We start from the raw sequence: 12,991 nt of genomic DNA, 5'->3' as shown, positions 1-12,991 counted from the left end.
CGTGAGTGCTCGGCTGAGGAAATCCGACCTTCGCATGTGGCACCGGCGGCAAGTACTCGTGACTTCTTCGGGTCACTAGAGCTGACCGTGTCTCAGGTATGTACGCCGGGTGCGCGAGTGGACATCTCGCGTGACTGGACGGACGACACGCGTGATCAGAAGGCCGACTCGCGGGTCGTGGTCAGACGCGGACCTCGTCCACGCGGACCGGGCGGCGTTCGCGCCGGGAGACCTCGCACGCCTCGGCGATGTAGAACGCCTCCAGCGCGTCCGCCGCACCGCACGGGCTCGGCGCGCGACCGGCGGCGACGTCGAGGAACGCCTTCAGTTCGCTGACGTACGCGGGGCGGAACCGTTCCATGAAACCGGGATAGGCCGGGCCGGGCAACGGCTGGACACCGGGTTCCACTGAGGTCAGCGGCGCGCGGTCGTCCAGGCCCACCACGGCGTTGCCCGCCGAGCCGAGGACTTCCAGCCGGACGTCGTAGCCCGCGCCGTTGTAGCGCGTCAGCGAAACCACCGCCAGTGTCCCGTCGTCGAGCGTCAGGGTCGCGGCCGCGGTGTCGACGTCGCCGGCGTCGACGAAGAACCGCTCACCCTTGTTGGCCCCGACCGCGTAGACCTCGACGACCTCGCGGCCGCTCACGAACCGGACGACGTCGAAGTCGTGCACGCCGCAGTCGCGGAACAGGCCGCCGGAGTGCGCGACGTACTCGGCCGGCGGCGGTGCCGGGTCGAATGTGGTCGCGCGCAAGGTGTGCAGCCAGCCGAGTTCCCCCGAGGCCACCGCCGCTCTGGCCGCGGCGTAGCCGGCGTCGAACCTGCGCTGGAAACCGATCTGCACCGGTACGTCGGCACCGGAGATCTTGTCGATCACCGCGAGCGTTCCCGGGATGTCGGCGGCGACCGGCTTCTCGCAGAACACCGGGATACCCGCGTCCACGGCCTGGAGGATCAGTTCCGGATGGGCGTCCGTCGCGGCGGCGATCACCAGTCCGTCCAAAGAGGACGCGAACAGCGAGGGGATGTCCGCTGCCGCTTCGACGCCGAGTTTCGCCGCGGCGGCCTGGGCACGCGCGGCGTCGACGTCGGCGACGACCACGGAGGAAACCTCGTCGAAGCTCTTCAAGGTCTCGGCGTGCGAAGTGCCGATCCGGCCGGTGCCGGCGAGTCCCAACCTCATGTGGTTACCTTTCTGGAGCGGCGGTGGTCGAACGGACCACCAGCGACGGGTGCAGCAGATGGCGGACCGGTTCGGCGCGTTCGCCCCGGACCCGTTCGAGCAGCGCTTCGACGGCCAGCCTGCCCATTTCCGTGCGCGGCTGGTCCACAGTGGTCAGTGAGAGATGTCGCAGCGCGGCGAGCGAGGTGTTGTCGTAGCCGACCACCGAAACGTCCTCCGGCACGCGCAGGCCCGCATCTTCGAGCGCGGAGATCGCGCCGACGGCGTTGAAGTCGTTGCCCGCCACCAGCGCTGTCGGCATCCCTCCTCGCGGAGGGTCGCCGAGCAGTTCGTGCACGGCCTTCTCCCCGGCGGTGTCCGTGTGTTCGCTGCGCACGATGATCGGGGGCAGCCCATGCCGCCGCATGGCCTGCTGATAGCCCCGGCGCCGCGCGGCCGCGCCGGCCGCACCCCCGCCGTCCAGATGCGCGATCCTCCGATGCCCCAAGGAAACCAGGTGGTCGACGGCGAGTGCGGAACCGGCCTCGCCGTCGTCGTTCACCGTGTCCACGCCCGCGGCGCGCGAAGTGCGCGAGACCAGGACGACGGGACCTTGGGCGGCCGCTTCCTCAATCGCCGACGCGGGGACCACCGGCGACAGCAGGATCACCCCGGCGGGCCGGAAGGACAGCAGGCTCTTCAGCGCGGCACGCTCGCGCGCGGGACTGCGGCCACCGGTGTTGAGGATCAGGTGGAACCCGGCCGCTTCGGCCGCCGCGTCCAGCCCCTCGACGACATCGGCGAAGAAGGCGTTGCGAAGGTCGGAGACCATCACGCCGAGAACGGTCGACGTCCGGCTCGCCAGCGACCTGGCCATCGCGTGCGGTTCGTAACCCAGTGCGTGCGCCGCGCACAGCACGCGCGTGCGCCGTTCGTCGGAGACGTTCGGCGCGTTCCGCATCACCAGCGACACGAGCGCACGGGACACCCCCGCCTTCGCGGCGACGTCCTCCATCGTCGGTCGCGCCATTTTCCACTCTCCCCCTGCTCTTGACTTTACTGTGACGGACGCTACATGATTAGAGCGCTCTAATCAATAGAGCGCTCTAATCTGATCTCCCGGAGGCCGCCGATGACAGCCACGACACCCCGGATCCGCGTCGCCGCCGCCCCGATCTCCTGGGGCGTATGCGAAGTCCCCGGCTGGGGCCGCGTGCTCGACGCGGGCACCGTACTGGGCGAAATGGCGGAGCTCGGGGTGCGCGCCACCGAACTCGGCCCGCCCGGATACCTGCCGCGCGACCCGAGCGCGCTGCGCGGACTGCTCGGCGGCTACGAGCTGAAACTGGTCGGCGGTTTCCTCGCCGTAGTACTGCATGAGCACCGCGAAGCCGCACTGGCCGCGGCCGAGGAGTCCGCTGCGCTGTTCGCGGCTTGCGGCGGTGACGTGCTCGTCCTGGCCGCCGCCACCGGTCTCGACGGCTACGACGACCGGCCGAAGCTGAGCGACACCGAATGGACGACCCTCGTCGAAACCTCCGGCGAGATCGGGGAAATCGCCGCGCGGCACGGCCTGCGCACCGTGGTGCACCCGCACGTGGGGACACACGCGGAGACCGAAGAGGAGGTCGAGCGCTTCCTCGCCGATTCCGCTCTCCCGCTGTGCCTGGACACCGGCCATCTCCTGATCGGCGGGACCGATCCGGTCGCGCTGGCGAAGCGATACCCCGAACGGGTCGGGCATCTGCATCTCAAGGACGTGCGCGGCGAACTCGCCGAAGACGTCCGCGCCGGCAGGCTTCCCTACACCGAAGCCGTGGGCAAAGGTCTGTATGTCCCCCTCGGCGACGGGGACGTCGACATCGAAACGATGGTCAGGTCCGTCCACGAGGCGGGCTACGACGGGTGGTACGTGCTCGAACAGGACACCGCGCTGAGCGAGGAGAGCCCGGAGGATCTGCCGAAGCGGGATGTCGCCAGGAGCCTGGCGCATCTCGACGGAATCGTCAGCCGGCTCCCGGCTGCCAGGTAACGGAAGAAGCGAGGAGAGACGACGATGTCCCATCGCTTGAAAAAGGCCTTGGTGGTCGTGGCGGGGCTGCTGCTCCTGTCCGCGTGCACCGGGCCGAAGGCCGAGGAGAAACCCTCTGCGTCGCCACCGGGCGCGGCGGCGACGCAACCCGGCGGGCCGCTGCGGGTCGCGGTCATCTCGCACGGCACGGCGGGCGACGCGTTCTGGAACGTGGTCAAGAACGGCGCCGAGGAGGCGGGCAGGCAGCTCGACGTCCAGGTCGAGTACAACTCCGACGGAGACCCCGGCAACCAGGCCAAGCTGATCGACAACGCGGTCGCCCAGCGGGTCGGCGGGCTGGTGGTGTCGATGGCGAACCCGGAGGCGCTCAAGACCTCGATCGAGAACGCGGTCCGCGCCGGGATCCCGGTCATCACGATCAATTCCGGAGAGGACAAGAGCGCCGGCTACGGCGCGCTCACCCACGTCGGGCAGAACGAGACCATCGCCGGCGAGGAGGCCGGGAAGAAGTTCCGTGAACTGGGCAAGAAGAAGCTGCTCTGCGTGGTCCATGAGGCGGGCAACGTCGGGCAGGCGCAGCGGTGCGACGGCGCCAAGACCGGCTTCGCGGGCGACGTGCAGACCCTGCAGGTCGACATCAGCAACCCCACCGACGCCGAATCCCGGATCAGGGGCGCGGTGCAGACCGATACCTCCCTCGACGCCGTTCTGACGTTGAACTCCCAGGTCGCGGCCCGGGCGGTGAGCGCGATCAAAGCCGTCGGCTCGACGGCCCAGGTAGGCACGTTCGACCTCAACACCGACGTGGTCGGCGCGATCAAGGCGGGCGACGTGGTCTTCGCGGTCGACCAGCAGCAATACGAGCAGGGCTACCTCCCGGTGCAGTTCCTCAAGCTCTACCGGGACAACGCGAACGTCGTCGGCGGCGGGAAGCCGGTCCTCACCGGACCCGACCTGGTCGATAAATCCACTGTGGACACCGTCGGCCAGTACGTGCAAAGGGGCACGCGATGACAACCACCATGCTCGACGAACGGATCGCGAAACCCCGCCTGCTCGACCGGCTGGTCGTCCGCCCCGAGATCGGCGCGCTGCTCGGCGCCGTCGTCGTCTTCCTGTTCTTCACCCTCGTCACCGAGCAGTTCTTCAGCGGCAGCGGCGTGGCGACCTGGCTCGACGACGCCTCGACGCTCGGCATCATGGCGGTCGCGGTGTCCCTGCTGATGATCGGCGGCGAGTTCGATCTCTCGGCGGGCGTGATGACGGCGTCCACCGCGCTCGTCACCGCGACACTGGCGACCCAGGCGGGCTGGAACGTCTGGCTCGCGCTGTTCGCGTCGCTGGTCTTCGCCCTCGCGGTCGGCGCGTTCAACGGCTGGCTGGTGATGCGCACCGGGCTCCCCAGCTTCATCGTCACCCTGGGCACCTTCCTGGCGCTGCAGGGGCTCAACCTCGGTGTGACCCGCCTGGTCACCGGTACCGTGCAGGTGTCCGGGATGCGCTCGGCCGACGGCTACGAATCCGCCGGTTTCGTCTTCGCGTCCACAGTGGACATCGGCGGGACGGCGTTCCAGATCTCCATCCTCTGGTGGATCGGGTTCGCCGTGCTGGCGGCCTGGCTGCTCGTGAGGACCCGGTTCGGCAACTGGATCTTCGCCGTCGGCGGGTCCGCGCAGAGCTCGCGCGCGGTCGGGGTCCCGGTGGTGCGCACCAAGATCCTGCTGTTCATGACCACCGCGCTCGCCGCGTGGCTGGTCGGCTCGATCAACATCCTGCGGTTCGCGAGCGTCCAGGCGAACCAGGGCATCGGGCTGGAGTTCCAGTACATCATCGCGGCCGTGATCGGCGGCTGCCTGCTCACCGGCGGATTCGGTTCGGCGATCGGCGCCGCGATCGGCGCGCTGATCTTCGGGATGGCGCGCCAGGGCATCGTGTTCGCCCGCTGGGACAGCGACTGGTTCATGCTGTTCCTCGGGGTCATGCTGCTGTCCGCGGTCCTGGTCAACAACGCCTTCCGGCGGCGCGCGGAAAGGGTGCGGCGATGAGTCGTCTTCTCGAGGTCAAGGACGTCGGCAAGACCTACGGCAGCGTGATCGCGCTCCGCGACGTCTCCACCGTGGTCGGCGCGGGTGAGGTCACCTGCGTGCTCGGCGACAACGGCGCCGGCAAATCCACCCTGATCAAGATCCTCGCCGGGGTCCACCGGCACGACCGGGGCGAGTTCCTGGTGGAGGGCGAGCCGGTCGAGTTCGCTTCGCCGCGTGAGGCGCTCGATCGCGGAATCGCGACGGTGTACCAGGATCTGGCGGTCGTCCCCCTGATGAGCGTGTGGCGGAACTTCTTCCTCGGCTCCGAACCGACGGTCGGTTTCGGCCCGTTCCGCGCGCTGGACCGGAAGAAAGGCCGGGAGACGACCAAGAAGGCGTTGTCCGACATGGGCATCGACCTGCGTGACGTCGAGCAGCCGGTCGGCACGCTGTCCGGCGGGGAGCGGCAGTGCGTCGCCATCGCACGGGCCGTGTACTTCGGGGCGAAGGTCCTGATCCTCGACGAGCCGACGGCCGCGCTGGGTGTCAAACAGGCGGGTGTCGTGCTCAAGTACGTCGCGCAGGCCCGCGACCGCGGGCTCGGCGTCGTGCTGATCACGCACAACCCGCATCACGCGTACCCGGTGGCCGATCGCTTCCTGCTGCTGAAACGAGGCGTGTCGCTCGGCGCGTACGAGAAATCCGAGATCGATCTGGCCGAGCTGACCCGGCAGATGGCGGGCGGCGCGGAACTGGAAGCCCTCGAACACGAATTGCGAGCCGCGGAGTCCCCTTCATGACCGCTCTCGAAGCACTGACCGTCGGCCGGGTCGGGGTGGACCTCTACCCCGAACAGAGCGGCGTGCCGCTGTCCGGGGTCAGCACCTTCGCCAAGTCGCTCGGCGGCACCGCGACCAACGTCGCGGTCGCCGCCGCGCGGCTCGGCCGCTCGACGTCGGTGCTGACGAAGGTCGGCCCGGACGGCTTCGGCGAGTACGTGCGGCAGGCGCTGCGGGAGTTCGGCGTGTCCCCCGAGCACGTCGGGACCTCGGCCGGATTGCAGACGCCGGTGGTGTTCTGCTCGCTGGACCCGCCCGCGGATCCGCCGCTGCTGTTCTACCGGTCCCCCCTCGCCCCGGACCTGACCATCACCGAGAACGACGTGCCCTGGGACGTCGTGGAATCGGTTCCGCTGCTGTGGGTCACCGGCACCGGTGTCTCCGCCGAACCGGCGCGCGGCACCCAGCGCGAGATGCTCCAGCGGCGCGGACGCCGGTCGCATACCGTGCTGGACCTCGACTTCCGGCCGATGTTCTGGCCCGGCACCGAGAGCGCGCGGGAAGAGATCGGCTGGATGCTCGACCACGTCACGGTCGCCGTCGGGAACCGCACCGAGGCGGAGGTCGCCGTCGGCACGGCGGACCCCGACGAGGCCGCGTCCCGCATGCTGGCCAGGGGTGTCGAACTGGCCGTGATCAAGAAGGGCGCGGACGGGGTGCTGGTGGCCACCGCCGAAGGCCGCTGGACCGTGCCGCCCCAGCGGGTCGAGGTCGTCTGCGGGCTCGGCGCCGGGGACGGCTTCGGTGGCGCGCTGATCCACGGCCTGCTGTCCGGCTGGGATCCGGTGCGCATCGCCACCTACGCCAACGCGGCGGGCGCGCTCGTCGCCTCCCGGCTCGCCTGCGCCGACGCCATGCCCACCGCCGACGAGATCGAGGAGTTGCTGTGAGCAAGCTGCACCGTCCACTCGGGACGCTTTCGGACGAGCGCGACCCGGTCCGGCTCACCCCGGACTCGGCGGGCTGGAACTACAGCGGCCTGCGGGTTCTCTCGTTGGCCGCCGGGGAGTCCAGGGTGGTGCGCACGGGCGAGTACGAAGCGTTCGTCCTGCCCCTGTCCGGCGCGTGCACCGTCCGGGTCGACGGGCAGGTCTTCGCACTGGCCGGGCGGGATTCCGTGTTCACCCGCGTCACGGATTTCGCCTATGTGCCCCGGGACGCCGAAGTCGAGTTGTCGACGGTCGCGGGAATCGAGGTCGCACTGCCGATGGCGCGTTGCACCCGCCGCCTCGAACCCCGCTACGGGCCGGCCGAGAACGTGCCGGTCGAGGTGCGCGGGGCGGGACAGGCGACGAGGCAGGTCACCAACTTCGGCGTGCCCGGTGTCTGGGAGCACGCGGACAAACTGAACGCCTGCGAGCTGATCACCCCCGGCGGCAACTGGTCGTCGTATCCGCCGCACAAACACGACGAGGCTTCCGAATGCGAGGTCGTCAACGAGGAGATCTACTACTTCCGCGTCGCGGGCCGCGACGGCGTGACCCCTTCTCGGGAAGGGTTCGGCCTGCACCGGACGTACACCGCCGACGGTGAACTCGACGAGGACGTCGCGGTCCGGGACGGCGACGTCTTCCTGATCCCGCGCGGCTACCACGGTCCCTGTGTCGCCGCGCCCGGTTATCCGCTGTACTACCTGAACGTCCTGGCCGGGCCCGCCGACGAGCGGTCGATGGCCTTCTGTGACGACCCCGCGCACGGCTGGGTCCGCGAGACGTGGAACGACCAGGAGCTGGATCCGCGTTGCCCGGTCACGAGCCACGAAGGGCGGGTCTCATGAAGCTGACCATGGCTCAGGCCCTCGTGCGCTGGCTGCTGGCGCAGCGGTCGGAAACCCTGGATGGCCGGGAAGTCCCGTTGTTCCCCGGGGTGTTCGCGATCTTCGGGCACGGCAACGTCCTCGGTCTCGGCACCGCGCTGGAAGAACACCGCGACGAACTCCCCGTGTGGCGAGGGCAGACCGAGCAGGGCATGGCGCTCGCGGCGGTCGGTTACGCCAAGGCGACGCATCGGCGCCAGGTCGGCGTGGTGACGTCGTCGATCGGGCCCGGCGCGCTGAACATGGTCACCGCGGCCGGGGTCGCGCACGCGAACCGGTTGCCGGTCCTGCTGCTCCCCGGGGACACCTTCGTCGGCCGCGCCCCGGATCCCGTGTTGCAGCAGGTGGAGCATTTCGGCGATCCGACGGTCACGGTCAACGACGCCTTCCGGGCGGTGAGCCGGTATTTCGATCGCATCGTCCGGCCGGAGCAGCTGCTTTCGACACTGCCGCAGGTCGCCAGGGTGCTGACCGATCCGGCGGACGCGGGTCCGGTGACGCTGGCGCTCCCCCAGGACGTCCAGGCGGAGACCTACGACTTCCCGGAGGCGCTGTTCGCGCCGGTGACCCATCGTCCGCAGCGTCCGCGGCCCGATCGCCGGGCGCTCACCGAAGCGGCGGGCCTGCTCCGGGCGGCGCGGAAACCTTTGCTGCTGCTCGGCGGCGGCGTCCGGTATTCCGGCGCGGGTGGGCGCGCGCTCGCCTTCGCCGAACGGCACGGCATCCCGGTCACCGAGACCACGGCGGGGCGCACCCTGGTCCCGCACGGACATCCGCTGCACGCGGGCCCGCTCGGGGTCACCGGCTCGGCCTCGGCGAACGTCCTGGCCGCCGAGGCCGACGTGGTGCTGGCCGTCGGCACCCGCTTGCAGGACTTCACCACGGCGTCCTGGACGGTGTTCTCCCCGGACGTCCGGCTGGTCACCCTGAACGCCGCCCGGTTCGACGCCGTCAAGCACGGCGCGCTGGCCGTCGTGGCCGATGCCGACGCGGGTCTCGTGGATCTGGCCACCCAGCTGGAGAACTGGCGAGCCGATCCACTGTGGACGGAGCGCGCCTCGGCGGAGCGCGGCCGCTGGGACGCGCATATCGACAGCCTGCGTGCCGCTTCCGACGAGGTGCCGACGTACGCCCAGGTCGTCGGCGCGGTCAACGCTCTCTCCGAGCCGCACGATTACGTGATGACCGCGTCCGGCGGGATGCCGGGCGAACTGATCGGCGGCTGGCGCGGATCGGGCTCGATCAGCATGGACGTCGAGTACGGCTTCTCGTGCATGGGCTACGAACTCGCGGGCGCCTGGGGTGCGGCGATGGCGCATACCGAGGGCCTGGTCACCACGATGCTCGGTGACGGGTCGTACCTGATGCTGAACTCCGAGCTGTTCTCGGCCGCCTTCGCCGGACATCCCTTCGTCGCGGTGGTCTGCGACAACGACGGCTACGCGGTCATCGCCCGGCTGCAGGAGGGGCAGGGCGGCAAGCCGTTCAACAACTTCCTCGGTGACTGCCGGAGCGCGCACGCCACTCCCCCTCGGGTCGACTTCGCGCGGCATGCGGAATCGCTGGGTTGCGCGGTGTTCACGGCGTCCACTGTGGACGACATGCGGGCGGCGTACGCGAAGGCCCGGGAAGCCGCGGTGGCCGAACACCGGCCGGCGGTGGTCGTGGTGCGCACCCGGCCGGACTCGTGGACCGAAGCCGGCGCCTGGTGGGAGGTCGGCGTCCCGGAACACCTTTCCGGACGCGGAGACTTCGAGGAGAGCAAAGCCGGACAGGTCAGGTACTTGAAGAGCTGACGAGACGCACCGCCCGCACGAACGCTCCCACCAGCGGGCCGGTGCTCTCCTTCGGCCAAGCCAGCGCGATCCGCAGTGGCTCGATGTCGACGATCGGCCGCCACACCAGATCCGGATGCGCGTAGAACCTCGCCATCGACTCCGGCGAGATGCAGACCGCGTCGGTGGTGGCGACGAGTTCGAGCATCTCCTCCACGTTGCCGTTCTCCGGTCCCCATTTCGGGGCCGAGCCGTCGGGACGCGGGTTGACCGCCCACCAGTCGACCCACTCGGGCGGAGCGTTGCGGGTCCACAGCAAAGGCGCGTCGCGGAGATCGTGGATGACGACTTCTTCCTTGGCCGACAGGGGATGCGACGCATTCATGGCGACCCATCGCCGTTCGGTGGCGACGACTTCGGCGTGCAAACCGGTCAGATCGGCGGGTAGCCAGACGAACGCGATGTCCGCGAGTCCGTCACGCAAGGCCTGCGCCTCACCACCCCAGTCGAACCGCTTCGGTTCGATGGTCGCGTCGGTGTGGCGTTCGGTGAACAGGGTCCGCGCCCGCCGGGCGAGCGGACCGCCGCCGGTCGCGACGAAGCCGACCCGCAGGACGTTGCCCGCGGCCGCGGCGGCCGTGCGCACGAGACGGCCGGCGAGCTGCCAGTCGGCGAGAAGGCGGCGTGCGGCGGGCAGGAGTACCTCACCGGCGGCGGTCAACCGGATCTCCGGGTTCCCCCGGGTGAACAGGTCCGTGCCGAGCCGGGACTCCAGTTGCCGGATCTGGCGGCTCAGCGACGGCTGCGTGACGAACAGGGCTTCGGCGGCCCTGGTGAAGCTCAGATGTTCCGCGACGGCGACGAAATAGCGCAGCACCCTCGTGTCGACATCCATGTCCCGATCCTCCCGATGCCCAGAACGTATGGGTACGGGCATTGGACCGCCGTGAGGTTCCGGTGATTGCGTGGACGGCATCCACTTCTGGAGGGAAAAGACCGTGGAAGACCGAAGGACACCGATCGACCGGGCGACGTTCCTGCGGGCAGGCGGCGCCGGCGCCGCCGCGCTGCTGGCCACGTCCCTGACCGGCGGGACCGCCTCCGCCGTGCCGGAGCGGACCCGGGAGCACCCGAACGTCGCGCTGATCCGCCGTTACTACGAGGCGTACGGGTCCGGCGATCTCAATGCCCTCAAGCAGTTCTTCACACCGGACATCCGGTGGACGATCCCGGGACACCATCCGCTCGCCGGGACCAAGACCGGCGCGGACGAGGTGATCGCCTTCTTCGGCGAGCTCGCCCGTGCGGGATTCCGCGCGGACGTGCTGTACCTCGCCGCGGACGGCGACTGGGTGGTCGACCTGCACCGCGGCTGGAGCACCACGCCCGCCGGGCTGGACATCACCTGGGTGCTCGCCTATCGCATCCAGGGCAAACGGATCGCCGAGGCGATCAACTTCGCCTCCGACCAGCACGCCGCCGACGCGTTCTTCTGGCGGCGGTATCCGCTGGCACGGATTCCCGACCGTCTCGCCAAGGGCTGAGCGATGGACACCTCACGCAGGCGAGTGCTGACCGCGGGTGCCTTGGGGCTCGCGGCGACGGCCATGGCGCCGACCGGCGCGGCCACCGCCGCGGAACGGTCCCGAGGCCGGTTCGACGGCAAAGTCGTGCTGATCACCGGCGCGACCTCGGGTATCGGTGCCGCCACCGCGCGGGCGATGGCGGACGAGGGCGCGAAGGTGTTCTTCTGTGGCCGCCGCGAAAAGCTCGGCCAGGAGGTCGCGGCCGGAATCCGGGCGCGGGGCGGCGAGGCGACCTTCCGCCGCGCGGACGTCCGGGTGGAGGCCGACGTGCGCGGTCTGGTCGACCAGTGCGTGCGCCGTTACGGCCGCTTGGACATCGCCGTCAACAACGCGGGGATCGAAAGCCCGCGCGCGGTACCGCTCGCCGAGCAGACCCTGGCCGAGCTGGAGGACGTCTGGCGCACCAACACGGCCGGGGTCTTCCTCGGGATGAAGTACGAGATCCCGCGGATGCTCGCGCAGGGTGGTGGCGTCATCGTCAACACCGCCTCGATCTCCGCGGAGGTCGGGTTCGCCACCATCGCGCCCTACAACGCGAGCAAGCACGGTGTCACGTCACTGACCAAGGTCGCGGCACTCGAGTACGCGGACAAGAACATCCGGGTCAACGCGTTCGCTCCGGGCGCGGTGGACACCCCGATGCTCCGCCGCGCCGCGGAGGCCTTCGGCCTGACCTACGAACAGATCGCGCAGGACTATCCGATCAAGCGCATCGTACGGCCGGAGGAGATGGTGACCGTGGTGATGTGGCTCAGCTCCCCGGATTCGAGCGCGGTGACCGGGACCGACGTCGACGCGAGCGGCGGTTACCTGACGGGCTGACTCACTTCACGAAGCTGGCGAAGTACCCGGCCGCCATGTCTTCGGCACCGTGTCCGGCCTCGGACGCACGGGCGAAACGGGCTCGCCCGGCTTCGACGACGTCCATCCGGACACCGGCACGGGCCGCGGCTTCCAGAACCAGCCGGGAGTCCTTCTCGGCGTTGTCGACGGAGAAGGCGGTGGTGTAGTCGTTCTTGAGGATCGCCGCGGATTTCGCCTGGAAGTAGCCGTTGTCCATCGGGCCGCCGGTGACGACGTCGACGAACTGCCGCGGGTCGACACCGAGCCCTTCGGCCAGCGCGAGTGCCTCGCCGACACCGTGGGTCAGCGCGATCACCCAGGTGTTCAGCACCAGTTTGAGCCTGCTCGCCGCGCCGGTGCGGCCGTCTTCACCGACCCACAGCGTGCGCTTGCCGATGGCGTCGAACAGCGGCTGGACCGTCTCGCGTGCCTCGGCGGCGCCCGCCGCCAGCACGATCAGCTGGCCGAGCTCGGCGGGCTGACGGGTGCCCTGCACCGGGGCGTCGACGAAGACGAGGCCGTGCTCGCCCGCGTACGCGACCAGTTCGTCGACAGCGTCACCCACGGTGCTGAGCTGGACCCAGATCGTTCCGGCGGCCGGGGCGGCCGCGCGGATCGCCTCCAGCACCGCCGGGCCGTCGGTGAGGACGGTGATCACGACCGGCGCGCCCGCGACGGCTTCCGTGGCGCTCGCCGCGACCTCGACGCCGTCCTCGGACAGGGCTTCGGCCTTGGCCGCGGTGCGGTTCCAGGCACGGACCGCGAACCCTGCCTTGCTCAGGTTGCGCGCGACCGGCGCCCCGATGATTCCGGTGCCGAGCACCGCGACGGTCTTCGTCATGACTTGGTTTGCTCCCTGCCAGTAGTGGAATGGTCGTTAAAGAACGAGGACGCGCCGTCCGGTCACGAAA

General features: G+C 69.9%; 13 protein-coding genes. 9 read left to right on the top strand and 4 right to left on the bottom strand.

Going from position 1 to position 12,991, the window contains the following annotated elements:
• Positions 1-181 precede the first annotated feature (181 nt).
• Together CVV72_RS39450 and CVV72_RS39445 are read right to left on the bottom strand one after the other, a co-directional pair.
• Entirely contained in the window at positions 182-1,183 is a 1,002-nt protein-coding gene (locus tag CVV72_RS39450) for a Gfo/Idh/MocA family oxidoreductase (RefSeq protein ID WP_219149711.1), read from the bottom strand.
• A 4-nt stretch (positions 1,184-1,187) separates the two neighbouring features.
• Positions 1,188-2,192: a LacI family DNA-binding transcriptional regulator gene (locus CVV72_RS39445; protein ID WP_219149709.1), complete on the bottom strand. Its 1,005-nt coding sequence runs from the start codon at positions 2,190-2,192 to the stop codon at positions 1,188-1,190.
• Positions 2,193-2,294: 102 nt separating this feature from the next.
• Here CVV72_RS39445 and CVV72_RS39440 point away from each other — a divergent pair, with 102 nt between their 5' ends.
• The 7 genes from CVV72_RS39440 to iolD are packed head-to-tail and all read left to right on the top strand — an operon-like array spanning position 2,295 to position 9,672.
• Complete coding sequence (locus tag CVV72_RS39440) at positions 2,295-3,194, top strand: sugar phosphate isomerase/epimerase (RefSeq protein WP_219149707.1); 900 nt, start codon at positions 2,295-2,297, stop codon at positions 3,192-3,194.
• Positions 3,195-3,218: 24 nt separating this feature from the next.
• Positions 3,219-4,208 (top strand): sugar ABC transporter substrate-binding protein, encoded by a 990-nt coding sequence (locus CVV72_RS39435; protein ID WP_219149705.1) that lies wholly within the window; start codon positions 3,219-3,221, stop codon positions 4,206-4,208.
• On the top strand, positions 4,205-5,239 hold the full coding sequence (locus CVV72_RS39430) for an ABC transporter permease (protein WP_219149703.1): 1,035 nt from the start codon (positions 4,205-4,207) through the stop codon (positions 5,237-5,239). Before CVV72_RS39435 ends, CVV72_RS39430 begins: the two co-directional genes overlap by 4 nt.
• The gene (locus CVV72_RS39425; RefSeq protein WP_219149701.1) at positions 5,236-6,021 is read left to right on the top strand and encodes an ATP-binding cassette domain-containing protein; all 786 of its coding nucleotides are present in this window, start codon (positions 5,236-5,238) and stop codon (positions 6,019-6,021) included. Before CVV72_RS39430 ends, CVV72_RS39425 begins: the two co-directional genes overlap by 4 nt.
• A complete protein-coding gene (gene iolC / locus CVV72_RS39420; protein WP_219149699.1) occupies positions 6,018-6,950 on the top strand; it encodes a 5-dehydro-2-deoxygluconokinase in 933 nt (310 codons plus the stop codon). The genes CVV72_RS39425 and iolC overlap by 4 nt, the downstream gene beginning before the upstream one ends.
• A complete protein-coding gene (iolB, locus tag CVV72_RS39415) occupies positions 6,947-7,837 on the top strand; it encodes a 5-deoxy-glucuronate isomerase (protein WP_219149697.1) in 891 nt (296 codons plus the stop codon). The genes iolC and iolB overlap by 4 nt, the downstream gene beginning before the upstream one ends.
• Positions 7,834-9,672, top strand: coding sequence for a 3D-(3,5/4)-trihydroxycyclohexane-1,2-dione acylhydrolase (decyclizing) (gene iolD / locus CVV72_RS39410; RefSeq protein ID WP_219149695.1), 1,839 nt, complete (start codon positions 7,834-7,836; stop codon positions 9,670-9,672). Before iolB ends, iolD begins: the two co-directional genes overlap by 4 nt.
• Here the strand turns inward: iolD and CVV72_RS39405 are convergent.
• Positions 9,653-10,546, bottom strand: a complete 894-nt coding sequence (locus tag CVV72_RS39405) for a LysR family transcriptional regulator (protein ID WP_219149693.1) — start codon at positions 10,544-10,546, stop codon at positions 9,653-9,655. The genes iolD and CVV72_RS39405 overlap by 20 nt on opposite strands.
• Positions 10,547-10,649: 103 nt before the next feature.
• On the opposite strand from CVV72_RS39405, the gene CVV72_RS39400 reads away from it, so the two are divergent.
• Together CVV72_RS39400 and CVV72_RS39395 are read left to right on the top strand one after the other, a co-directional pair.
• Positions 10,650-11,195: a nuclear transport factor 2 family protein gene (locus CVV72_RS39400; protein ID WP_255632405.1), complete on the top strand. Its 546-nt coding sequence runs from the start codon at positions 10,650-10,652 to the stop codon at positions 11,193-11,195.
• A gap of 3 nt (positions 11,196-11,198) precedes the next feature.
• Positions 11,199-12,059 carry an SDR family NAD(P)-dependent oxidoreductase gene (locus tag CVV72_RS39395; protein WP_219149691.1) on the top strand — a complete coding sequence of 287 codons (861 nt, stop codon included), beginning with the start codon at positions 11,199-11,201 and terminating at the stop codon, positions 12,057-12,059.
• Between the two features lies 1 nt (position 12,060).
• On the opposite strand, the gene CVV72_RS39390 is transcribed toward CVV72_RS39395, so the two are convergent.
• Entirely contained in the window at positions 12,061-12,921 is an 861-nt protein-coding gene (locus CVV72_RS39390) for an NAD(P)-dependent oxidoreductase (RefSeq protein WP_219149689.1), read from the bottom strand.
• Positions 12,922-12,991 lie beyond the last annotated feature (70 nt).

Origin of the sequence: Amycolatopsis sp. TNS106, assembly GCF_019330265.1 — a bacterium.
GTDB lineage: Bacteria > Actinomycetota > Actinomycetes > Mycobacteriales > Pseudonocardiaceae > Amycolatopsis > Amycolatopsis lurida.
This window is presented reverse-complemented; position numbering and strand designations above follow the sequence as displayed.

Coding starts and splice junctions, on each gene's coding strand:
- CVV72_RS39450 (WP_219149711.1), bottom strand. CDS start 1,183: ATGAGGTTGGGACTCGCCGGCACCGGCCGGATCGGCACTTCGCACGCC.
- CVV72_RS39445 (WP_219149709.1), bottom strand. CDS start 2,192: ATGGCGCGACCGACGATGGAGGACGTCGCCGCGAAGGCGGGGGTGTCC.
- CVV72_RS39440 (WP_219149707.1), top strand. CDS start 2,295: ATGACAGCCACGACACCCCGGATCCGCGTCGCCGCCGCCCCGATCTCC.
- CVV72_RS39435 (WP_219149705.1), top strand. CDS start 3,219: ATGTCCCATCGCTTGAAAAAGGCCTTGGTGGTCGTGGCGGGGCTGCTG.
- CVV72_RS39430 (WP_219149703.1), top strand. CDS start 4,205: ATGACAACCACCATGCTCGACGAACGGATCGCGAAACCCCGCCTGCTC.
- CVV72_RS39425 (WP_219149701.1), top strand. CDS start 5,236: ATGAGTCGTCTTCTCGAGGTCAAGGACGTCGGCAAGACCTACGGCAGC.
- iolC (WP_219149699.1), top strand. CDS start 6,018: ATGACCGCTCTCGAAGCACTGACCGTCGGCCGGGTCGGGGTGGACCTC.
- iolD (WP_219149695.1), top strand. CDS start 7,834: ATGAAGCTGACCATGGCTCAGGCCCTCGTGCGCTGGCTGCTGGCGCAG.
- CVV72_RS39405 (WP_219149693.1), bottom strand. CDS start 10,546: ATGGATGTCGACACGAGGGTGCTGCGCTATTTCGTCGCCGTCGCGGAA.
- CVV72_RS39395 (WP_219149691.1), top strand. CDS start 11,199: ATGGACACCTCACGCAGGCGAGTGCTGACCGCGGGTGCCTTGGGGCTC.
- CVV72_RS39390 (WP_219149689.1), bottom strand. CDS start 12,921: ATGACGAAGACCGTCGCGGTGCTCGGCACCGGAATCATCGGGGCGCCG.